The sequence below is a fragment of the Chitinophaga deserti genome (assembly GCF_003149455.1).
Lineage (GTDB): Bacteria > Bacteroidota > Bacteroidia > Chitinophagales > Chitinophagaceae > Chitinophaga > Chitinophaga deserti.
This window is the reverse complement of record NZ_QFFK01000004.1, coordinates 1-23,089: the sequence shown is the minus strand read 5'-3', so window position 1 is coordinate 23,089 and position 23,089 is coordinate 1. Positions and strand designations below refer to the sequence as shown.

Here is a 23,089-nt window from a genome sequence, read left to right as displayed (position 1 = left end):
GGTGAGCCTTAAGGCCGTGGAAGGCTGTCAACAGGTAGTCTGGAGGCAGTCTAAAGGCAGTGTAGAGGCAGTCTGTACCGGGTAAAAAGGCCGCCCGAAGGCAGTAACAAGGCAGTCTGGACGTAGGAATCGACAGCAATATTTACCTAAAAACGGCCAAAATGGCCAAAACGGACATTCCCTTTGGCGGTTGACCGTCTTACTGCTACTTTCGAATTGCCGGGATGAGGAGCTAACAAAAAGGGCTGCCCCGCAGAGAGACAGCCCCGTTATCGCATACGCGTTACAATGATCAGATTTTAGCGAAAGCCTGCGCCAGATCGCCCTTGATGTCATCGATATGTTCGATGCCGAGGGAAATACGGAGCAGTCCCGGTTCCACACCCGCTTTCTTCTGCTCTTCTTCGCTGAGCTGCTGGTGCGTGGTAGTGGAGGGGTGGATGATGAGCGTTTTGCTGTCGCCCACGTTAGCGAGGTGATAAATGAGCTGCAGGCCCTGCACTACAGTGTCTGCCGCTTCTTTACCGCCTTTCACCTTGAAGGAAAGCACACCGCCGGCGCCTTTCTTCAGGTATTTCTTAGCGGTTTCGTGGTACTTGTTACCGGGGAGGCCGGGGTAGTTCACGAATTCTACCTGTGGTTGCTGCTGGAGCCATTCCGCCAGTGCCTGCGCATTCTGGATGGTGCGCTCTACCCGCAGGCTGAGCGTTTCCAGGCCCTGCAGGAACAGCCAGGCGTTTTGCGGTGCCAGTGCAGGCCCGATGCTGCGGAGGCCGGTTACACGGGCGCGGATGATGTAGGCGATGTTGCCGAAAGGACTATCAGACCCGAACACTTCCCAGAACTTCATGCCATGGTAAGCTTCATCTGGAGAAGTGAACTGCGGGAACTTGCCGTTGCCCCAGTTGAAATTACCACCGTCAACGATCACGCCGCCGATGCTGTTGCCATGGCCGCCGATCCATTTGGTGGCAGATTCCACCACGATGTTGGCGCCATGCTCCAGCGGACGGAAGAGATAACCGCCTGCACCGAAGGTGTTATCTACCACCAGTGGCAGATCGTGCTTCTTAGCGATGGCGCTGATCTTTTCGAAGTCAGGGATGGCAAAGCCGGGGTTGCCGATGGTTTCGACATATATGGCTTTGGTATTATCGTCGATAAGGGCTTCAAAGCTTTCCGGATTGTCGAGGTCCGCAAAGCGTGCTTCCACACCGATGCGCTTGAAGCTCACCTTAAACTGGTTGTAGGTGCCACCGTAGAGATAAGAGGAAGAAACGAAGTTATCTCCCGGAAGAAGGATGTTGTGCAGGGCGATGAACTGGGCCGCCTGTCCGGATGCCACCGCCAATGCCGCCACGCCGCCTTCGAGGGCTGCGATCCTTTTCTCGAACACGTCGGTAGTGGGGTTCATGATACGGGTGTAGATATTGCCGAACTGCTTGAGCTGGAAGAGGTCCGCAGCGTGGTTGGCATCTTCGAACGTATAGGAACTTGTCTGGTAAATGGGAACTGCTGCTGCATGGGTTACGGGGTCGGGCTGGTAGCCTGCATGTACCTGGAGCGTTTCGAAACGTAAGGAGTTGTTTGACATGATGTATGCTTTAAGTCTACAAAATAAGTAGACTGAACGGATTATCAAAATAAAAAGCCGGGGAAAAGCCCCGTTCGTCAAGGCGATATGCCGGAACATCAAAGGCTTTTGTGCAGCCGCAGGGGATTTGCGTGCTTTACGGTACAAATTTCATCACCAGAAAAAACATACCCATGCAACACAAATTCCTTTTCAGCGCCCTTACTGTCCTGCTGGGAATATTCACCTTTGCCTCCCTGCAAGCCGGTGGCGGCAGGGATTCCTTCAAGGTATACCTGAACAACAAACTCATTCACGAGCAGTATGTAGGCCAGGAAATGCAGCTGGATAAGCTCCAGTTAGACGAGAGCAACCTGCAGGATAAGCTGACCTTCCATTACAGTCATTGCGGAAAGATCGGTACAAGCCGCAAACTGACTGTGAAAGACGCGGCAGGAAAAATACTGCGCGAATGGAAGTTTACCGATGCCGAAGGTAAGCAATCCGGCATGGCCGTACCGGTAAAAGATTTATTAGCGCTCCGCCAGCAGAATGTATCCTTCTTCTACACCGCAACTGAGCTCCCTAAGGGACAGCTCATGGCCTCCTTCCGCCTCCATTCTTCTGCTACTTCCTGGGTACCGGGTCAATCGGTTTTGGCACTAATGTGTTAGCTTTATGGTATGTCGCGCACATACCGTATACGTAAAACACAAATGTTACCAGTAGGGCCGGATGTAGCCTGGGAGTTTTTCAGCAATCCGGCCAACCTGCAGCACATTACTCCGCCCCGGATGGGCTTCACCGTTATCAGTGAACCACATCAGGGGCGGATCTATGCAGGCCAGATCATCGAATACCGCCTCAGGCCCGTACTGGGCATCCCTATGTACTGGATGACGGAGATTACCCGGGTAGATGATGGCCGCATGTTCATCGATGAGCAACGTTTTGGCCCCTATACCTTCTGGCATCACCAGCACCATTTCGAGGAAAAAGACAACGGGGTACTTATGACGGATATCGTACACTACCGCGTTCCCCTCGGCTGGCTGGGCGATATCGCCAATTCTCTCTTCGTTCAGCGCCAGCTGGAAGGCCTCTTTACCTACCGTACCTCGGCGGTTGACAGTCTGCTGGAAAACAAAGGCGGATAATGCTGGCATTTTCAGGGGGAATGTTCTACTTTCATGAACTTCTAATGTTCATGAAAACTGATCGTATGTTCCGTTCCTTTCTGGCCCTGTCCCTCCTCGCCTGCTGTACCGCCAGTGCGCAGCAGATCATTCCGCAGCTCGATGCACGCGATTTCATCATGCAAAATCCCCCTGTTCCGGAAGTGCATGCCTCCACCATCGTGGAACTGGATAAAGGGAAACTGCTGGCTGCCTGGTTTGGTGGAACGGAAGAAAGTCATAAAGACGTTGGCATATGGACTGCTGTATATGAAAACGGGCAATGGAGCCAGCCAACGGAACTGGTGAACGGTGTCATCAATGAAACACTCCGCTACCCCTGCTGGAACCCTGTGCTGTTTCGCACCAAGGCCGGCAAACTGTTCCTCTGGTACAAGGTTGGCCCTAATCCCCGCGAATGGTGGGGCATGATGATGTACTCCACCAATAACGGTAAAACATGGAGCAAGCCGGAGAAGCTGCCCGATGGCATGCTGGGCCCTATCAAGAACAAACCCATCCAGCTGGCTAATGGGGACATCCTCTACCCTACCAGTACCGAAAGCGTGGATAAAAACATCTGGAAAGTACATCTGGAAAAATCCGATAAAAACGGTGACAACTGGACGCATATCGCTGTACCTAACGATACGTTCCAGGCCATTCAGCCCAGCATCCTCCGTTACCCGCACGACAGTCTCCAACTCCTTTGCCGCAGTAAAAACAACTTCGTGGTACAATCCTGGTCGGCCGATAATGGTAAAACCTGGAGTGCCATGACGGCCACACAGCTGCCCAATCCCAATTCCGGAACCGATGCGGTGACGCTCAGCAACGGCTACAAGCTCATCGTATACAACCCCACTACCCGTGGCAGCAAATGGTCTGACGGGCGGGCCAAGCTCAACGTGGCTGTCAGTGAAGACGGAGTGGCATGGAAAGACATTCTCCAGCTGGAGAAGGGTGATAAAGGGGAATTCAGCTATCCTGCAGTGATCCAGGCGAAAGACGGGCGTGTGCATATTACTTACACGGCAGACCGTAAGAATGTGCGGCATGTGGTGTTCAGGCTGGATACGCTGACAAGGGAATAATTTACTTAAAGAATCTTCTGGCGGGTGTTGCTTCCGGCAACGCCACCTTCCAGGCATGCCTTACTTTCCATAATGCACGGAGGTAGAAGGCTGCTATTGTGATGGTAAAGCATTCCATGGTAACCATTGACCATAAAATACGGCGATAGAAAAACAGGTCATAAATCAGGAATCCGGCGAACGCGCACAATACACCTGCCGATGCCCATATGGCAAGTGGAAGCCCCCAGCGCCTTTCCAGTATGAGCCCTGCAGCGCTGATGCCACTGATAAGGCCAATACCATGACAGGCAAGCGCTGTGGCACTTTCAATTTGAATGGATGTTGTAGCTGCTTCGAACAAACTGTAAATGATTACCAGGGAGAATAACAGGATAATGCAAGCCACTGCCTTGGCCCACCCGGGTATCAGTTGAGCGCGGAATGGTGGTGCATCCTGGAGGCTTTGCAGCAGATCTGTGGAATGTGGAACATTGGTCATAACCGGAATGTTCAGGGTTGGTAAAGGGTTGTTTTATTTAAAGTCTCATGTCTATCTTAATCTATTTCATCAGTATATCCCGCTGCGACTGTACCCATTGCCTGTGGATTTTGAAAGCGTGATATGTCCATGTGGCGATACAGCCTGCCCATGCGAGTGCTAGGAAAATCATAAAGTAATCAGTGAGGTCGGAATAGGCTTTAATGGAAAGACTGTCCAGCGAAATGATTGTACGTAAGATACCCACTACCATAGCCCAGTAAACTGCCTGTTTCTGCTGAAGAAAATACAACAAGGCAGGCACTGCAGTAATGATGATAATGACTTGCCTCGCTATTATATAATAAAAAAAGCTGTCGTCCAAAAACAATGCTGACACGGATTCATACATCCGTAAATAGCTGATCAGCCTGAAAATATGGATCACTCCAATGAGCAAAAGCAATGCATTCATGGCTTTAAACCATACAGGCATTAGTTGCCACCGGGTGGGTGGTTTAAATTCCTCATTCAGTAAATCCTTTTCCGTATCAGGGTTAGATTGTAATTTCATTTGAACAAGAATCAATGAATCATTTCCGTTTACCGGCCTTCCATTCTTTCCGTACTTTAAACAGATGGATGGTAAGAATGCTCAGGAACACAAGAAATACTACTGCAAATACCAGCCCATCCCAGCTGCGGTCTCTTATAGTACCTACTGTCGCAAATACCATAAAAACCGCCAAAAAACCAGATTGCACGATCATAAAAGCCACAGCATGTTTCCAGCGGCACCACATCAGGATGCAACCGGCTGTGATACTGTAGCAGAGTAATACAACTATACTCATGCCAATACTGAACCCGATTCTAAAAGCTGGTTCATCGAGCCTTTCTCCCATTTGGAATATTAACCCGAAACATACAGAGCCAAAAACGAAACTGAGGAAAACCACTACTGACAAGCATACATGTATCCACCAGGGTATCAGTAACGCACGGGGTAGCGCAGTATTAAATTCTTCATGCGGGATCAGATCGGGCTGGGTGTCGGTAGTACTATGCTGTATCATATTTATAGGTATCGGGGATGGTATGAGATGCTTTTACATAGATTAAGCAGGTATTGTAAAGATTAACGTACAGTCCATTTCTGAAAGAAAATGTTATTAGTCCATCGGAGATGCCTCGCTCCATTTCTTACGGATACGGAAGGTATGTATAAGTGAGGCGGTCAACGCAATCTCATGAACCACGATCCAAAACTGAGTGGCAGGGCTGGACTCGGCATCACCAAAACAAATGCTTAAGATAGCGATTAAGCCAAAGCATAAAGCTGTGATCATGACTGGTATGGCTACTTTAATAGTTGCGTCTGCCTGCTTGTGAAACAAAAAGCGCACAACTATTAAAGCGATTGAAGTGAGGATATAAATAAAATAGGTTACTGCAAGAATAACCTGGGTGGTTTCATCCGCTTCATATATCTGGCGAATTAAACCAGGAACAGAAATCAGCTCCCTGACATTGTAGAAAATAATTACCCCCCAGCAAAATTTGAACCAGCCCGGCAACAGTTCTGGCCGGTATGTAGTAGTGCGGAGGTCAGTATCTTGCAGCAGATCTTCCTGCGGGGTAATTTCGGGCATAGGTTCGGTATAAGGGTGTATATATAGCCGGAAAATTATACAATTACCACTTCAATTCCCATATCCTCCAGCAATTTCACCATGTGTTCGGAGATGCCTTTATCGGTGATGATCTGGTCTACTTCTTCGAGGCGGCAGATGCGTCCGAAGCCGCGCTTCCCGAATTTGGAGGAATCGGCCAATACAATGGTTTTCTGCGCTGCACGGATCATTTGCTGGTTCAGATGTGCTTCTGCGATGCTGGTGGTGGTGAGCCCGAATTCCACATCAATACCATCTACCCCCAGGAAGAGTTTGGAGCAGGAGAAATCTTCCAGGATCTTTTCGGCATAGGGGCCGGCAACGGAAGAGGAATTATTCCGGATAACGCCGCCCAGCTGCACTACTTCTATTTCATGGTAACGATTGAGTTCCAGTGCTACGTTCAGTGCCGATGTAATAATCATAAGAGGACCACGGGGCTGGAGCTGCTTGGCAAGTGCCAGCACGGTGGTACCGGAAGCGATGATGATGGCATCGCCCGGAACAATGAGCGAAGCGGCCAGCTTACCGATGCTGTGCTTCTCCTCGCGGCGGATCTTTTCTTTTTCATTGACAGGCTTGTCGTTCGTATATGGGTTCTGGATAGTGGCGCCACCGTGAGAACGGTACAGGAGTGATTTATCTTCCAGCAGCTTCAGATCCTTTCGAATTGTTACACCTGAAACATCCAGCTCCTTACATAACTCCACTACATTAACATATCCTTTTTCATACAATCTGCTCAGAATGAATTTGTGACGCTCCGCGATATTGATCATTGACATTGGGTATTTTATTTCGGTTAAACGTAGAACTTACCATAACGGTATATTGAATATCAATCTTTTTCTACCGATAGTCTGTTTGGTGATCCTCCAAAATACGGCAGTTTTTCCAAATTCCGTTCAATTGAACAGACTGGCCTGACAGCTTATCAATTCCTGCACATAGATAATTCCATCTGTTTCAATAAACAACATTTTCCCGGGAAATTTTCCTGGCGGCGGGGCGGCTCCTCCTCCCGGCAGACGGCCAATCCTGCAAAAAAGTTTCGAATACTTTGCTTTTGTTATATTTTTATTAGTTTTGGAACGAAACGAAAGAACATAAAAGGCGAAATCGTTATATAATATAATACTGATACTATAAACGGAAACAATGACTGTACCACGCATCCAAGGCCGGGGCGCCCGCCCCGGTTTATTCCTTCTTATCATCAACCAGATCTGATCACTATTCAAACACGTTAAAAATCAATGAATATGAAGCTTGCCAAGCCATCCTTCATGCGCCGGCTCCGCGCCGCCGCTTTCGGGATCTTCTGCCTTGCATCCCTCCAGCTCCACGCGCAGGACGTTCCCGTTTCCGGGAAAGTAACCTCCGCGGCCGAAGGAGTACCGCTTATGGGCGTCAGCGTCCAGATACAGGGTACCTCCAAAGGAACCGCCACGGACCAGCACGGACAATTCAAGATCAGCGCCCCCGTTGGCGCCGTTCTGAAGCTCTCCTTTATAGGCTACCTGCCTACGGAAGTGAAAGTAACCAAAGCCACCGACCTCAGCATCCAGCTGCAGGAAGACGTGCAGAAACTCAATGAAACCGTAGTAGTAGGTTACGGCACCAAGAAAAAAGCCACACTTACCGGGGCCATCGCCATGGTAGACGCCGCCCAGCTCGAAAACAGGCCCGTTACCAACGTATCCAACGCCCTTTCCGGGACTCCCGGCCTCTTCGTGAACCTTTCCAACTCCCAGCCGGGGGTAGACCGCTCCACCATCCGCATCCGTGGCGTAGGTACCCTCAACAACAACAACCCGCTGGTGCTGGTAGACGGGATCGAGTATTCCATGGACGAGCTCAACCCCAACGATATCGAGTCTATCTCCGTATTGAAAGATGCAGCAGCTGCTATCTATGGGTCACGCGGCGCCAATGGGGTTATCCTTGTTACCACCAAAAAGGGGAAAGGTGCTTCGAAAGTGAACTACAGCTACTATCGCGGTATGCACAAAGCCACTTACCTCCCCGATGCAATTAATGACCCGCTTGTGTATATGCGCACCAAAAACCAGGCGCTTAAAAACATCGGTAAGGCTGTAGAATATACCGACGCTCAGCTCAAGGAGTATGAAGAAAACATGGCCAGTGATCCTTTCACTTATCCGGCCAACGATTGGTATAAGATTGCACTGGACAATGGGTCTATCCAGAAACATGACCTCAGCATATCCGGGAGCGCAGAAAAGTATCAATACCGCCTGTCGCTTGGTTTCCTGGATCGTGACGGTATTATGTTCGGCCCTGCCAACCATGCAAAAAACTACTCCCTCGGCCTGAATGCTTCCATGAATGTATCCAAGCGTTTAAAAGCCGGGATTACGCTCGACGGTTACTACCGCCAGTACACCCAGCCCACTTACAATACCTTCTGGGAAGCCATGAGCCGCACGCTGCCCATCCTCACCGATACGCTGAAAGACGGCCGTTACGGCAACTCCTGGATGCGTACGGAAGGCCGCAACAACTGGGAGCACCCGCGCCTGTTTGCATATGGCGCCACAAGCACCAAGCTCGTGCAACGCTTCCTCGCTACCGTGTTCGCCGAATACCAGCTGCCATTCGACATCAAATACAACATTAAATTCGGTGTCGATAAATACGACGGCCTGCTTACCACCAACACGCCCCGCCTGCAAACCTTTAACCCTAAAACCGGCGCTGCCACAAACTGGAACAGTCCGGCTACGGCGCCCCGCTACGGGAAAACCGACGAAAACGATCTGGCAATTCACTTCTACAATACGCTCGACTGGGGTAAAACCTTTAATGGCAAACATAATGTGACTGCCATGATCGGTTCTGCATACGACAACTTCGATAAAGACCAGTTCGATGCAACGATGACAGGTTATATCGATGGCCGCCTCAGCGCTCTTGATGCCGGTCTTATCTGGAACTCAACCGGAGGTAACACCACCCGCGATGTGCTGATGTCTTACTTCGGCCGTGCAGGTTATGAGTATGACAACAAGTACCTCTTTGAATTCACCATGCGTGCAGACGGTTCGAGCCGCTTCGCACCCAACAAACGCTGGGGCTACTTCCCTGCCGCATCCGCAGGCTGGCGCATCGACCGTGAAAGCTTCTTCCAGTCTAAGTTCATCGACCAGCTGAAGCTCCGTGCCTCCATTGGCCAGCTGGGCAACCAGGCAGTGAGCCTCTACAGCTACAACACCTCTGTTCAGGTACGGGAAGACTACAGCTTCGGCGGCAACATCGTTCCCGGGGCAGCTGTAAAATCTATTTCCGACCCGTCTATCAGCTGGGAAACCACCACTACCTACAACGGCGGTGTTGATATGAACCTCTGGAAAAACAGGCTTGCGGTAACGGTAGATGTGTATAAGAAACGTACCGACGGTATCCTCCGCGCCGTGAACTTCCCTGCACAGGTGGGTAATTTAACAGGCCCCCAGCGTAATGTGGGAACAGTTGACAACACCGGGTATGAAGTAACATTGCAATACAAAAACAACATCCGCCAGGTGAACTATGGCGTATGGGGCAACATGTCTTACAACAAGAACAAAGTAGTTGACCTCGACGGTGAAGTGATTTACAGCGGCGGCACCATTATTAAAGAAGGCTACCCGCTCAACTCCTGGTACCTGCTTCAGTCTGACGGTTACTTCCAGTCGCAGGAAGAAATCACGAATCACGTAAGGCAGGCGGGCAACCCACGCCCCGGCTTTATCCGGTATAAAAACGCTAATGGAGATAAAATCATTAATGGCGACGACCGTGTAATCATGAATGCTTCCTCTATTATGCCGAAGTATACTTACGGCTTCGGTCTCAATGTAGAATACAAAGGCATCAGCCTCACTTCAGCATGGCAGGGCGTATCCGGCATCAAGGTTTACCCCAGGGCTAACCTGGCAGTGCCTTTCAACAACGGAGCCAATGCCACCTGGGAATGGACGCGCGACACCTGGTCGGAAAGCAACCGTAACGCACGCCTTCCATTGCTGACTCCCGGCGATCAGTCGAACTTCACCGAGATGTCTGACTTCTGGCTGCGTAGTGGGGATTATCTGCGTCTGAAAAACCTGCAGCTTATGTACGCTATCCCGCAATCGCTGCTGGAAAGGATCCGGATCAGCAAACTGTCTATCTACGCCAACGCGGAAAACCTGCTGACTATCAGCAAGTATAAAGACATGGATCCGGAATCGCTTACGAACCGCAACGATCTGTACACATACCCGATGCTGAAAACATTCACGGCGGGCTTAAACGTTACTTTTTAATCCAATCAAACCGATCATATGCAAAAGATTTGGACCATCGCAGGCGGCATGCTGCTCATGATATCCACCAGCTGCAACAAAGACCTGCTGAACACCACACCCAACGACCGATATGAGGAAGCTACCTTCTGGCAAACGCCCGAAGCTGCAAGTGCCTGGCTGAACAGCTGCTATTCGGTATTGCGTAACGATGGGGTTTATGGCGGCAAAGGCTCCAACAACGCCACCGCGCTCTGGGAAGAGTGTATGACACCGAACCAGTATGGGAATACGATCAACTTCGGCACTATCGCCCGTGGTGATCATGGCGCTTCCACTTCCGGGATCATCGTTTCCCGCTGGTCGGATGCCTATGGCGGCATCGGGCGGTGCAATACCCTGCTTGCCAAAGTGGACGGCGTACCGGGTATGACCGCAGCAGGCATTAAGCGCATGAAAGGCGAAACTTACTTCCTCCGTGCCCTTTATTACAATCTGCTCACCACATATTACGGCGATGCCCCCCTCATCCTGGACCCTCCCAATGAAGATGCCCAGGAAAAGCTGCCCCGCACTCCCCGTGCCCAGGTAGTAACACAGATCCTGAAAGATCTCGACAGCGCAGCAGCTAATCTGCCCAACAGCTACGCTATCATCACGGATAAAGGCCGCGTAACCAAAGGAGCAGCGCTGGCATTAAAAGCCCGTGTGCTGCTTTTTGAAGCAAGCCCGCTGATCAACAAAACGAATGATATCCAGAAGTGGAAAGACGCTGAGCTGGCTGCCAAAGCCGTACTGGATCAGGCGGCCGCTGCAGGATACAAGCTCTATCCGGATTACCGCTCCCTGTTTCTTCCCGAAAATGAGAACAACAGCGAAGTTATTTTCGACGTACAGTATATGTTCCCTAACCAGGGCAGTTCTTTCGATCTGATTTGCCGGCAGTATAATACAAATGCGCCTACGCTCGATCTGGTAAACGCTTACCCGATGAGCAACGGCCTGCAGATCACCGATGCCGGTTCCGGCTTCAACCCTGCCAAGCCATACCTCAACCGGGACCCTCGCCTTTACGCAACCCTCACCTTCCCGGGTGATACGTACATGGGTGCGGTGATCGATGAAAAGCGTTTTGCCATTACCGGTTTTGGAATGAAGAAATTCAGCATTTACGATCGTGAAACACCTCCTACAGATAAAGCCTCGCTGGTAGGCGGCCAGTCCGTCACCAACTTCATAGTACTCCGCCTGGCAGATGTTATGCTGATGTACGCAGAAGCGCGTAACGAATCAACCGGTCCCGACAACACCGTATATGCTGCCCTTGACAGTATCCGTAAACGGGTGAATATGCCTTTCATCACCCCAGGCCTTGGCCAGGCGGATATGCGGGAAGTGATCCGTCGAGAAAGAAGAATCGAACTGGCAGGAGAAGCCACTTATTATAACGACATCCGCCGCTGGATGACCGCTGAAACCGTGTTGAATGCAGATGTAAAAACACATAACGGCTCCTTTAAAGAAAAGCGGAAGTTCGATAAAACCAGGGATTACTGGTGGCCCATTCCAACAGGAGAGCGGGAACTGAATCCCAACCTTGAACAGAATCCGTTCTATTAATCATATAGTACGTGAGTAACGTGGAAAAAAGAAAAAGCGGAGCGCTCTCGCTCCGCTTTTCTATTATAAGTGGGTTAGTAAGTAGCGGTTATAACGCCTTTTGCATAACGCTCAGCAGAATCTTCCGCGAGCCATCATTAAGGGAAGCCGGAGCACCCAGCGAATCTCCCGGAACGAAGTGCCGCTTAAAGGCCTGAATGGCGGCGGTCGTATCCTGCAGATCGTAACCGATGATACGGAGCGCCTGCAGGTGATTGAAATTATCAGGCACTGTAACGCGTGCCGTATCTCCATACCAGAGGCCGAAACCTTTCTCCGCCAGCTGATTCCAGGGAAATTTCACACTGGGATCATTCTTTCGCCGGGGAGCAATATCACCATGACCGATGAAGTTGATGGCTGGGATATTATACCGGCTTTTCAGCGTATCGAGCACCACGAGCAGGCTGCGGATCTGCAGGCTGTCGAACGGTTCAAATCCGTTATTATCCAGCTCTATACCGATGGAGGAGGAATTGATATCCGTGATGCTGCCCCATTTGGAAATACCGCCATGCCATGCACGCAGGTAATCGTTGAGCATATGATGAACGGTACCGTTGCGGCAGATAACATAATGTGCACTTACCTGGGTGCGCTCCAGCGTAAAGGTACGCAGTGTTTGCTCACAGGAATTTTGCGCGGTATGATGAATGATGACGTAGTTAGGTTTACGCAGGTTGAAGTTGACAGTACCTGCCCATGCGGGATTGGCTACGGCAGATATGGGAATATTTTCCGGCTGGGCTTTCACGACGCCCGACCACTTTTTGGCTTCGGCGCGGTAAACTTTGTTCGTTGCCTTGTACGGTTGTGGCGAGCATGCGCCCGCGGATACAACAGCTGTCAGGATGAGCAATTTCTTCCACATACCTAAATCTACGGAAATTTAACTTACCATAACGGGTATACTCAGCATCGGGTATTGTCCGGTTAGGGATTATTTCCGTTCTTTGGACCCGATATGAAAACAATCCTTTGGTACACCCTGAAACTTTGGCTTATTGCCGCGCTGCCCCCATTTGTTTTCGTTAGTTATTATCTGATAGCCATGACGGACGGTCGTGCATCAGATGCGATGGCAAACTGCAAGTACATCCCGCTCTATCCCATTCCAGCAGCATTATTCGCCGGCTTCTGCGCGCTCAGGCTGTACAGTACCAGTATCAGCATATACCAGCGTAAAGCCATGATATTGCTCTGTGCCGTGATGGGACTGGTACCTTTGTCAGTTGTCATGCATAACAACAGCCAGGTTTTCTTCACGCTGCTGTTGTATTACTTTTCCATGACGGCAGCGGTGTTGCTGATTAAAGTACCATCGTCTCCCCGGTTCCTCCCCCGCCAGTCGCTCCGCGGCCGGCATGTTACCCTGAAGCCGGATAATGAGTTAAATGCATGGCGCGGCATCATCGTATCGGGCTTACATACGCTGCCCATCCGCCTGAAGCTCGACCGGAATGCCCCATATCCTCAGCTGGAATGCCATTCCCTGGAAAGAGATGATATTTTCAGAAAGATCGCGGCATATGTGCCGGTAAGAGTGAGGGCATACCTGCCCGGCGAAGAGAAACCGCTCTTTTCAGGCGTCCTCGAAATCGACCATTCCCTGAACTAACGGCATTCATTTTGTGGCAAACAGTTACAATACGGCCATGTAGCCTAAATTTTCTGTAAATTTCCGGAGAATCATGGCCCGATAAACAGCTGTTTTCTATGTCTTACCTACTGTCGCCACTCCGCACGGTGCTTATTTACTTTGCAGCCGGTGTGCTTTGGATATTTTTAACCGATTCCCTGCTGCAGTGGCTCGCCGAGCATTCGCCGTCGCTGATGCTGGGCGGACAATATGCCAAAGGCTTCCTCTTCATCATCCTGTCTTCGGTCCTGCTATTTTTATTGTTATCCAAGTCCCGCCGCTCCATCCGCACCCTTGAAATGGCCTATATGCGGGTATTCAGGGAAAGCCCTCAGCCCATGTGGATTTATGACCAGAAAACGCTGGAATTCGTGGATGTGAATGATGCAGCCATCCACCTTTACGGATACAAACTGGAAGAGTTCCTGACCATGAACATCCTCCAGATACGCCCGCAGGAAGACGTACAGAAGGTCCTCGACGCCACACGCTTCACCACAACCGGGTTCCAGAATTTCGGCACCTGGAAGCACCTTAAAAAGGATGGCGGACTGCTTTATGTAGATATACGCACCTTCGGCACACACTATAAAGGCCGCGAAGTGGAGATCGTCAGTATCGCGGACGTGACGGATAAACACCTGGCCTACGAAGCACTCTCCCGTCAGGAACTGCTGCTGAATTCTATCATCAACAGTACCAGCGACCTCATCTGGGCGGTAGACGATCAAAAGCATTACACCGCCTTCAACAACGCCTTCCGCGATGGTATACGGATCTTTAAAGGGCAGGAAGTACATGTGGGCGGCCCGTTGGTAAAAGGCGACAGCGAAGCGGAAATCAACCGGTGGAACGAATATTATAACCGCAGCCTGCTCGGAGAAGTTCTTACCATTGAAGAATCCCTGGAACTCGAAGAAATGGGCCTCGCTTATTCGGAGATCACCTTCCACCCCATCCGCAAACAACAGCGTATTGTAGGTGTTTCCTGCTTTGCACGGGACATTACCCAGCGTAAACACCAGGAGCTCAGCCTGCAGAAAGCCCTCGACCGTTACGAAATGGTAACGCTTGCCACGAGTAACGTTATCTGGGACTACGATATTTCTTCCAACACCATTCACTGGAACAACAACCTCACTACATTATTCGGATACCGGAAAGCGGATGAAACAGAAGACTGGTGGCTCCATCATGTTCATCCCGAGGATGCTCCCCGTATCACTACCGGTCTTACAATCGCCATACAGGAAAAACGGCATACTTACTCCGCAGAATACCGCTTCCTTTGCGCCGATGGAAAGTACCGCCACATCTTCGACAGGGTTTTTATCATGTACAACGATGAAGGCGCCCCCATCCGAATGATCGGCGCCATGGAAGATATCGAGGATAAAAAAGTGTACGTGGAAGAACTGCAGAAAGTAGCCCATATGAGCTCTCACAGCCTCCGCCGCCCCGTGGCCTCCATGCTGGGTGTTGTAGGGCTTATCAACAAAGACAACCTCACCGATCCCGCTAACCTCCCCCTGCTGGCAGGTATAGAGAAAATAGCGCAGGAGATGGATGAAATCATCCACACCGTTGCCGATAAATGCAATATGATTTTCAAAGATGTGGTAGACAAATAATAAAGGCCCCCTGAAACGGGAGCCTTCACTAAAACAATATGTTAATCTGATTATCAGGTTTTAGCTTCCTGGTACTTATCGCCCTGCTGCCCCGCTTTCTCCGTTTCCAGCACAATCACTTCCGGCCCTGTCATCTTTTTGGCGGTATAATGAATGTAATATTCATTCTTCGCTATCTCTTCCACCTTCCAGGCTTTATTACCGGAGCGTGCTGTAAGAATCTTCACGTTATTAGGCACCTTCACTTTCAGTAAACCGGACACAGGTTTATTGAACACAATCATATTCACCACTGCGCTGCCTTCCTGACGGGTAAAATATCCCCAGTCCTGCTTCTCCCATCCGGCATATCCGCAATTCCAGATCACATTACCATGTTGCTGCATCCAGTTGCCAATGGTTTTGGCGATGTGCAGCTCTTCTTTCCGGAAGCCGCCGTTACCATCAGGCCCGAAGTTCAGGAGAAAGTTACCGCCCATGGAGGTGGAATGTACCAGCATTTCCAGCAGCTCCAACGGCGATTTAACGTGGCTGACAGACCAGTCGCGGTGATACCCCCACTGGTTTTCCGGCACGGTCATACAGGCTTCCCAGTCCCACTGAGTCACTTTCACATCTTTCACGGCATTGGGAAGGCGGCGCTCGTAGCCGGATTCATAATCGCCCATCAGCTGGTTATTGGAATCGAAGTGGCGCTTCCCGAAATCATCTGCCCGCAGGCGGCTGTTCACGATCATACCGGGGCGTACGGATTTAAGCATCTTTTCCATTTCAAGCGTCCACCATCCGTTTTTCTTGATGGAGCTATCCCAGGTACCATCGAACCAGAAGGCTTTCACCGTAGGGTAATTAGTGGCAAGCTCCTTCAGCTGGTTACCCGCAAAGGTTAGAAAGCGGCGGAAAGCGATACTGTCTGCCGGCGACTGAATATCATACCGCCAGTCTGGATGATGCCAGTCGAGCACGGAATAATAAAAGTTCACATCGATCCCTTCAGCATTATAGGCTTCCACCAGTTCTTTGAGGATATCGCGGCGGAAAGGGGTGTTTCCGATGTGAAAACTGGTGTATTGACTGGGCCACAGGCAGAAGCCTTCGTGGTGTTTGGTAGTGATGGTCATATACCGGGCACCCATATTTTTGGCCATTTTAGCCCATGCACGGGCGTCGAACTCCTTAGGGTTAAATTGGTACATCAGTGAATCCCAGGTGGAGGTAGGTATACGGGCGCTGGATTTAAGGAATTCTGCGGCGTAGTTATAGGTTTTACCGTTCCATACGCCTCCGGGGATGGCGTAGAGGCCCCAGTGGATGAATTGTCCGAACCGGTTGCTTCTCCATTTCTGCATGGCATCGTCGGAACGCTTTTCCGTGGTTTGGGCACCGTATTGTAGCGGCGTTTTTGTTTGCGCCTGTGTGGATCCCGCGAATGTAATCGCAAGCGCCAGGGCGGTGAGGGTGTGTTTCATGTGGCTCATCATTATCTTGAATAGCATCAAAAGTAACGGTAAGCATCTCCGGAAACACCCTTCATTTGCAGCAAAAACACCGGTGAAAAAGATCAATCTTCCTTTGCTGGCCCGTTATGCTGACGGCTGGCGGCATATTCCTTCGGCGTACTGCCGAACTCGGTCTTGAACCATTTCCGGAAATAATCCACGTCAGAGAACCCGACCATGTAAGCCGCTTCCGTTACATTATGCCCGGTACTGAGCAGCTGCGCTGCCTTTTTGAGCCGGTAGCTGCGGATGAACTCGATGGTAGACTGGTTAGTGAGCGCCTTGATTTTCCGCAGCAGGGTAATGCGGCTGAGGTTCAGATCCCGGGCCAGCTGTTCCACATTGAGGGAAGCTTCCATGATATTATCGTCGATGAAGCGCATTACTTTAGAAAGGAACTGTTCGTCGGCCGAAGTGATGGCGATATTACCTGGCTGAAGAGTAACATCGCGGCTATAGCGCTCCCGCAGGAGTGCGCGGGAAACAAGGAGGTTATGGGCACGGAGCTGCAGCAGGCCAATATTGAACGGCTTGGTCACGTAATCATCCGCACCGGTTTCAAGGCCTTCCATCTGGAATATAACCGGACTGCGTGCAGTAAGCAATATCACGGGAATATGACAGGTGCGTTCGTCTTTCTTTAATTGCCGGCAGAAATCGGTACCGCTCATTCCCGGCATGGTAACGTCAGAAATAACAATATCCGGCAGTACGCTGGTGGCAATGCGCCAGCCTTCTTTCCCATCCCGCGCTTCATGGACCGTGTACAGATCCCGGAAATGACCTGCGATGAAGCCCAGCATCTCCTCATTATCTTCCACAATCAGCATCACCGGCTTCCCTGCAGCAGCATCCCCTGCTTCCTTTTCCGTTTCTTCCGCTATAACACGTGCAGGTAAAGCTTCCTGCGGGGGCTGCGCCAGCAGTCTTTCTTCGGGACGATAATCCTCCTGACCCACCGGCAGGCGGATGAGGAAACACGTTTGCCCCGGCTTGCCGCCCGCAGCGGTTGTACTCTCCACAGCAATCGTTCCATGGTGCAATGCTACCAGGCCTTTGGTAAATGCCAGCCCGATGCCGGTGCCGGTAGCTTCCTGACCGGATTCATTGAAATGCTGAAAGAGGTCGAATATTTTACCGATATGTTTCTCCGGGATGCCAGCGCCATTATCTTCTGCCAGCAATAGCAGCTCCCCTCCTTCAGTTTTCACCGAAATACGGATACGGCCCCCGGAGGGCGTGAATTTAAGTGCGTTGGAAATAAGATTATAGAGCATCTTCTCCACCTTATCCCTGTCGAGCCAGGCGGGTATTTCCGGCTCCTGTGCAGAAAGGGTTAGCCGCACACCGCGCTGGCGGGCATAGGCATCAAACGACAGCACTACTTCCCTCACCAGCTGCACGGCATCCTGTTCCATCACCTGCAGCTGCATATGCCCTGCCTCCAGCTTCCGGAAATCGAGCAACTGATCAGTAAGCCTTAACAGGCGTTCCCCATTGCGCTGCATCAACATGAGCTGATTGAGCAGACGGGTATTCCCCTTCTCCTGGTCTACCAGCTTATCCAGCGGCGCCAGTATGAGGGTGAGCGGTGTTTTGATTTCGTGGGAGATATGGGTGAAGAAAGACAGCTTACGTTGTGCCAGCTCCCTGTCCTTCTCACCGGAGCGCTGCTGCAGCACCAGTTCATGCTTCAACCGGGCGGTTTTCAGTGAATATTTCCAGCAGGCGTATAAGATTGTTCCGATGGCCAGTACATAGAAGAGCCACGCATACCAGGTTTTCCAGAGTGGCGGCAGTATGGTTATCCGCAACTGGGTATAATGATCATTCCAGAGCCCGTCGTTATTGGCGGCCTTCACTTTAAAGATGTAATCCCCTGCATCGAGGTTGGTGTAGGTGGCCTGTTGCTGGCGGCCGACGTAGTTCCATTCCGGCGTACCGCTGAGACCTTCCAGCGTATAGGCGTATTGATTGCTGCCGGGCTTGATGTAATTCAGCGCCGCAAAGCCGATGGTAAAATAAGCCTGATCGTGCGTAAGGGTAATATGATCCGACCAGGTAACTGATTCTTTGAGCGGGGAGTTTTCACCGCCTATTTCCACAGGCTGGTTCTTGATGAGGAAAGTAGTAAGCACCACGGGTGGTGGTACGGTATTACTCACGAGGTTTTCCGGAGAAAAATATACCACGCCCCCGCTTCCGGCAAACATCAGCTCTCCGCGGGAAGTGCGGCAGTTGGCAGCCAGGAACTCGTTGGCGCTGGTACCGCTCTGCATGGGGTAGTTCCGGATTTCAACATCCGCTTTGGTAAAGGGGCCGGCAGCTTTGCGCAGCACGAGGCGGGTAATGCTCCTGTCCTGACTGATCCAGTAATCGCCCCTCCCGTCTTGCTGAATAGCCCGTACAATATTACTGGGCATGCCGTAAGTAGAATCGAGGGTATGGAAAGTGCGCCGTTGCTTATCGAGCAGCTTCAGGCCATTGCGGGTGCCGATCCAGATTTGGTGCCGGTCGTCTTCATAGAGGGCAATGATGGCGTTTTTGTTATATACCGAATCGTACTCGAGGTTGTAATTACTGAACTGATCGCTGCCGGCAGGGAGGCAGGCCAGTCCGCCTTCGGTTCCTGCCCAGATTGCTCCGGCATGATCGCGGATAATGATATTGATATCGTCGTGTACGAGGCTCCGGGGATCACCTTTACGGTGGCGGTAATGCTTCAATACACCGTTTGCTTCCCGAAGGATTAATCCCGCCTTAGTACCTATCCATTGGCGGTTCCCCTCTGTGAGCACACTGTATGCTACTTCGTCGAGGTTATTGAGGGGCGTTTCTTTCAGGGGGTGGCGCTTCATGAGGCCGGACACGGTATGGTAACTGTAAAACCCGTCGAGCGTAGCGATCCATAGCACATCCTTATCATCCAGACATATGGATTTTACCATTTGCGGGTTGATGTGATGCTGCAGATCGTGCCCCACGCGCACATGCCGGATCACGCCCTTATCCCTGTCGTAGTAATTGATGCCACCGCCTTCCGTACCTATCCAGAAGCGGCCGTGGCGGTCTTCCACAATACTGCTTGTTACCCGGTAGCTAAGGCCGGGCAGCGGATTGGTTTTATCGGAAATGAAACTGAAATTATTATTCCCGGGGTGCAGGATGCTGGCCCCGCCGGAGAAAGTGCCGATCCAGATGCTGCCGGCATTGTCTTTCATAAAACTGAGGATGGAGTTGGAGGATATACTCCAGGGATCGTCGCGGTTCACGGTAAAGTTGCGGATAGCCCCTCTGTTGCCGGGGATCACATAAACACCATTGCGCGTACCAACCCATGCATCCCCATTATGAAACCCGATGGCCCGCACCAGATCACTGCTTACGGCGTTGGCTCCGGCGCCTGCATGGAAATTCTCACAACTGTCTGTAGCCCTGTTCCATACGATAAGTCCATGTTTAGCAGTGCCTGCCCAGAGGTTCTGCGCACTATCTACCCGCAATGAATGCAGGGTGCTTTTATTGTAATAAGGGTTGTTAGCCAGACTTTCAGGAATAGGGATCATCCGGCGTGTTTCCGGATTATAGCGCCGGATACCGGAGTAGCCTCCCAGCCAGAGAATACCTGCATTATCTTCCGCGATATAATTCAGCTGAAACCGTCCTTCCTTGCCGGGTATTTCCCTTTGCAGCCGGCGTTCTTTGGCATTGTAACGCAGCAATCCCAGGGTGGAGCCGGCCCATAACTGGCCTTTCCGGTCTTTGAAAAGTGATTTGACATGCCGGTAAGCCACTTTGGCTGTACCCTCAAAAGCAGGTACGCGGTGAAACTTCTCAGTACGGGTATCGAACACATCGAGGCCCTGCTCGGAGCCGATGAGCAGATTACCGTGTTCATCTTCCTCAATGGAAAGCGGATCGTTGCTATGAATGGAAAAGGGATTGGCGGGGTCGTAGGAGAAGTTGCGGAAGCCGTAGCCGTCGTACCGGCTGATACCAAGACTGGTACCCATCCAGATGAAGCCTTTGCTGTCCTGGAACATGCAGTAAACGGAGGTTTGGGGTAGCCCCTGTGCAATGCCGAGGTGAGAGAACCTGACAGCCTGCTGCTGTGCCAGCATGGTACCGCGCATCCCGCAAATGAGCAACAGCAGGCTCATTATCATTTTCCATAACCCCTTCATCATACCTGAAAAATAGTAACTGCGGCGGTAAAGGGCAAGGGGCGGGTGCGGAATGCGCGTATAGTGGAAGGATCGGTTAAAATGCTACTAATTCGCGTGCGGCTGGGCCGTGAAGCGTTTTTCCCGCCAGTTACGGTCGTAGTACACGAAAAAGTACAACCAGATGGTACGGCTCAGGCGCATGAGCAGCGGCTGCATGATGACGAGCAGTCCGGCGTTTACACCCAGCCAGTACAATACGCTGTTGTCGTGCAGGGAGAAGCCCAGCAGCACCCACCATGCCACGAAAGTAGATACACTGAGGGCGATGGAGAGCGCATAGCTCACATATCCCGTTCCGAAGAAGAAGCCGGTTTCCGGTTCGCTGAGTTGACCGCACTCCGGGCAACGCTCGTTCATTTTCATGAAAGAGCCCAGCTTGTAGGGGTTGGATTCCGTGAAAAGACGGCCCCTGCGGCAGCGGGGACATTTGTTCTGCAAGGCGCTCAAAATAACATTGGGCTTATGGTCGTTTCTTTCGGCACACATAGTTTTATTTGTTTAGGCTTTTTCTGAATTCTTCAGGCGTTTGGCTCACATACTTTCTGAAGAACCGCGAGAAGTAGCTGTTATCAGGAAAGTTGAGTTCCGCCGCTATCTGGGCCACCGTTTTCTGCTCATTGGTGAGCAGGCGTTTGGCTTCGAGTAATACACGTTCGCGGATCACCTCACCGGCCGTTTTACCGAGGAGGTCCTGGCAGAGGGCGTTGAGGTGGTTAGGCGTGATATAGAGCAGCTCCGCATATTCGCGGGGCAGGCGCATGGAGCGGTAATGACGGTTGATGAGGGCCATGAAGTTGCGCAGTACCAGCTGCTTCTGCTGCGGAACACCAGCCGCCCCGTCGCGGGCAATGTGGCGGTCGGCCTCCAGGAACAGTTGCAAGAGCAGGGCACGCACCAGATCGGGTTCGTTATCCTCCCCTGCCTGCAGGAGCTGTTCGAAGATGGCCATCATGACGGTGCGCAGCTTTTCGGGCACGGCCATTACCTGGTCCTGGCTCTGGCCGGAGAAGAACGGGAAGCGTTCCAGGTATTCCGGGTTGGCGAGGAACGACTGGAAGAAGGCGGGTGAAAAGTGCACCACATATCCTTCAGTTTCCGGGCCGAGGTGCCAGCTGTGGACTTGTCCGGGCGTCATGAAATACAGCTGCCAGGGTTCTACGGGGAAGCGGGAGAAGTCCATGGTATGGTACCCGCTACCTCCGGTAAAAAGCACCAGGTGGTAAAAAGAGTGGCCATGCTGCTGATGGACGCGCTGGTAGTTCTTTTTAAGATACGAGCCCAGGCGCTCTGTGAGGAGATCCTGATGGCGGTGACCATCGGAGATGGTGCAAATATCGTATACCGGGATGGAAGATTTCATGACATCACAAAGGTACGCCAGAAGGGGCTGCGGTACTTTTCACATTTGGGGCTTTTATGGTACTTTTTACTGAAGACGGATTAGACAAGCTGATAATTATCACATTTTCAGGGGTTTTGGATGAAAAAACAACAATTAGGGTGAGGGAATGATGGGATTAATCAGGCCATGGGAGTTTAATTACCTCGAATTCGGGGTAATTAGAATTAGGACCCAATTGCCAGCAATCTGAAAGTGCGGGGTTCTAATTCCGTCGAATTCGACGGAATTAGAATTGGAGACTGCAAACTCAATTGCCGGGGATTTGAAAGAATAGGGTTCTAATTCCGTCGAATTCGACGGAATTAGAATTGAAGGCTGCAAACTCAAATGCCAGGGATTTGAAAGAATAGGGTTTTAATTCCGTCGAATTCGACGGAATTAGAATTGGAGGCTGCAAACTCAATTACCGGAGACCTGAAAGTATAAGGTTTTAATTCCGTCGAATTCGACGGAATTAGAATTGGAGGCTGCAAACTCAATTGCCGGGGATTTGAAAGAATAGGGTTTAATTCCGTCGAATTCGACGGAATTAGAATTGAAGGCTGCAAACTCAATTGCCGGGGATTTGAAAGAATAGGGTTTAATTCCGTCGAATTCGACGGAATTAGAATTGAAGGCTGCAAACTCAATTGCCGGGGATCTGAAAGAATAGGGTTTAATTCCGTCGAATTCGACGGAATTAGAATTGAAGGCTGCAAACTCAATTGCCGGGGATTTGAAAGAATAGTGTTTAATTCCGTCGAATTCGACGGAATTAAAACCCTGTTCT

Annotated in this window: 19 protein-coding genes; 7 read left to right on the top strand and 12 right to left on the bottom strand. The window is 51.0% G+C overall.

Annotated elements, in window-relative coordinates:
* Positions 1-292: 292 nt before the first annotated feature.
* Positions 293-1,594, bottom strand: a complete 1,302-nt coding sequence (locus DEV76_RS09960) for an O-acetylhomoserine aminocarboxypropyltransferase/cysteine synthase family protein (protein WP_109697759.1) — start codon at positions 1,592-1,594, stop codon at positions 293-295.
* Between the two features lie 173 nt (positions 1,595-1,767).
* On the opposite strand from DEV76_RS09960, the gene DEV76_RS09955 reads away from it, so the two are divergent.
* The 3 genes from DEV76_RS09955 to DEV76_RS09945 all read left to right on the top strand — a co-directional run bounded on the left by DEV76_RS09955 (position 1,768) and on the right by DEV76_RS09945 (position 3,842).
* Positions 1,768-2,247, top strand: a complete 480-nt coding sequence (locus tag DEV76_RS09955) for a hypothetical protein (protein WP_157962809.1) — start codon at positions 1,768-1,770, stop codon at positions 2,245-2,247.
* 42 nt (positions 2,248-2,289) lie between these two features.
* Positions 2,290-2,730, top strand: a complete 441-nt coding sequence (locus DEV76_RS09950) for an SRPBCC family protein (RefSeq protein ID WP_232826922.1) — start codon at positions 2,290-2,292, stop codon at positions 2,728-2,730.
* 65 nt (positions 2,731-2,795) lie between these two features.
* Positions 2,796-3,842, top strand: coding sequence for a sialidase family protein (locus DEV76_RS09945; RefSeq protein ID WP_109698169.1), 1,047 nt, complete (start codon positions 2,796-2,798; stop codon positions 3,840-3,842).
* 1 nt (position 3,843) lies between these two features.
* Here the strand turns inward: DEV76_RS09945 and DEV76_RS09940 are convergent, their stop codons facing one another.
* The 5 genes from DEV76_RS09940 to DEV76_RS09920 all read right to left on the bottom strand — a co-directional run bounded on the left by DEV76_RS09940 (position 3,844) and on the right by DEV76_RS09920 (position 6,760).
* On the bottom strand, positions 3,844-4,323 hold the full coding sequence (locus DEV76_RS09940) for a hypothetical protein (RefSeq protein ID WP_109697756.1): 480 nt from the start codon (positions 4,321-4,323) through the stop codon (positions 3,844-3,846).
* Positions 4,324-4,384: 61 nt separating this feature from the next.
* Positions 4,385-4,876: a hypothetical protein gene (locus DEV76_RS09935; RefSeq protein WP_109697755.1), complete on the bottom strand. Its 492-nt coding sequence runs from the start codon at positions 4,874-4,876 to the stop codon at positions 4,385-4,387.
* Between the two features lie 19 nt (positions 4,877-4,895).
* Positions 4,896-5,378 carry a hypothetical protein gene (locus tag DEV76_RS25895; RefSeq protein ID WP_157962808.1) on the bottom strand — a complete coding sequence of 161 codons (483 nt, stop codon included), beginning with the start codon at positions 5,376-5,378 and terminating at the stop codon, positions 4,896-4,898.
* Between the two features lie 96 nt (positions 5,379-5,474).
* A complete protein-coding gene (locus DEV76_RS09925; protein WP_109697753.1) occupies positions 5,475-5,954 on the bottom strand; it encodes a hypothetical protein in 480 nt (159 codons plus the stop codon).
* Between the two features lie 35 nt (positions 5,955-5,989).
* Entirely contained in the window at positions 5,990-6,760 is a 771-nt protein-coding gene (locus tag DEV76_RS09920) for a DeoR/GlpR family DNA-binding transcription regulator (protein WP_317048082.1), read from the bottom strand.
* Between the two features lie 477 nt (positions 6,761-7,237).
* Here DEV76_RS09920 and DEV76_RS09910 point away from each other — a divergent pair, with 477 nt between their 5' ends.
* Entirely contained in the window at positions 7,238-10,285 is a 3,048-nt protein-coding gene (locus tag DEV76_RS09910) for a SusC/RagA family TonB-linked outer membrane protein (protein WP_157962807.1), read from the top strand.
* Between the two features lie 18 nt (positions 10,286-10,303).
* On the top strand, positions 10,304-11,884 hold the full coding sequence (locus DEV76_RS09905; protein WP_109697749.1) for a RagB/SusD family nutrient uptake outer membrane protein: 1,581 nt from the start codon (positions 10,304-10,306) through the stop codon (positions 11,882-11,884).
* 88 nt (positions 11,885-11,972) lie between these two features.
* On the opposite strand, the gene DEV76_RS09900 is transcribed toward DEV76_RS09905, so the two are convergent.
* The gene (locus DEV76_RS09900) at positions 11,973-12,794 is read right to left on the bottom strand and encodes an N-acetylmuramoyl-L-alanine amidase (RefSeq protein ID WP_109697748.1); all 822 of its coding nucleotides are present in this window, start codon (positions 12,792-12,794) and stop codon (positions 11,973-11,975) included.
* Positions 12,795-12,887: 93 nt separating this feature from the next.
* On the opposite strand from DEV76_RS09900, the gene DEV76_RS09895 reads away from it, so the two are divergent.
* Both DEV76_RS09895 and DEV76_RS09890 read left to right on the top strand, forming a co-directional pair.
* Complete coding sequence (locus DEV76_RS09895) at positions 12,888-13,541, top strand: hypothetical protein (protein ID WP_109697747.1); 654 nt, start codon at positions 12,888-12,890, stop codon at positions 13,539-13,541.
* 98 nt (positions 13,542-13,639) lie between these two features.
* On the top strand, positions 13,640-15,193 hold the full coding sequence (locus DEV76_RS09890; protein WP_109697746.1) for a PAS domain-containing protein: 1,554 nt from the start codon (positions 13,640-13,642) through the stop codon (positions 15,191-15,193).
* Positions 15,194-15,246: 53 nt separating this feature from the next.
* Here DEV76_RS09890 and DEV76_RS09885 read toward each other — a convergent pair whose 3' ends face one another.
* The 5 genes from DEV76_RS09885 to DEV76_RS26190 form a co-directional block, all read right to left on the bottom strand.
* Positions 15,247-16,662, bottom strand: a complete 1,416-nt coding sequence (locus tag DEV76_RS09885; RefSeq protein ID WP_109697745.1) for an alpha-L-fucosidase — start codon at positions 16,660-16,662, stop codon at positions 15,247-15,249.
* A 92-nt stretch (positions 16,663-16,754) separates the two neighbouring features.
* Positions 16,755-20,879: a hybrid sensor histidine kinase/response regulator transcription factor gene (locus DEV76_RS09880; protein WP_109697744.1), complete on the bottom strand. Its 4,125-nt coding sequence runs from the start codon at positions 20,877-20,879 to the stop codon at positions 16,755-16,757.
* Between the two features lie 84 nt (positions 20,880-20,963).
* A complete protein-coding gene (locus tag DEV76_RS09875) occupies positions 20,964-21,404 on the bottom strand; it encodes a DUF983 domain-containing protein (protein ID WP_109697743.1) in 441 nt (146 codons plus the stop codon).
* A 4-nt stretch (positions 21,405-21,408) separates the two neighbouring features.
* A complete protein-coding gene (locus DEV76_RS09870) occupies positions 21,409-22,278 on the bottom strand; it encodes a helix-turn-helix domain-containing protein (protein WP_109697742.1) in 870 nt (289 codons plus the stop codon).
* Between the two features lie 441 nt (positions 22,279-22,719).
* Positions 22,720-23,089, bottom strand: a 370-nt coding sequence (locus DEV76_RS26190; RefSeq protein WP_232826921.1) for a hypothetical protein, incomplete at its 5' end; no start/stop codon positions are given.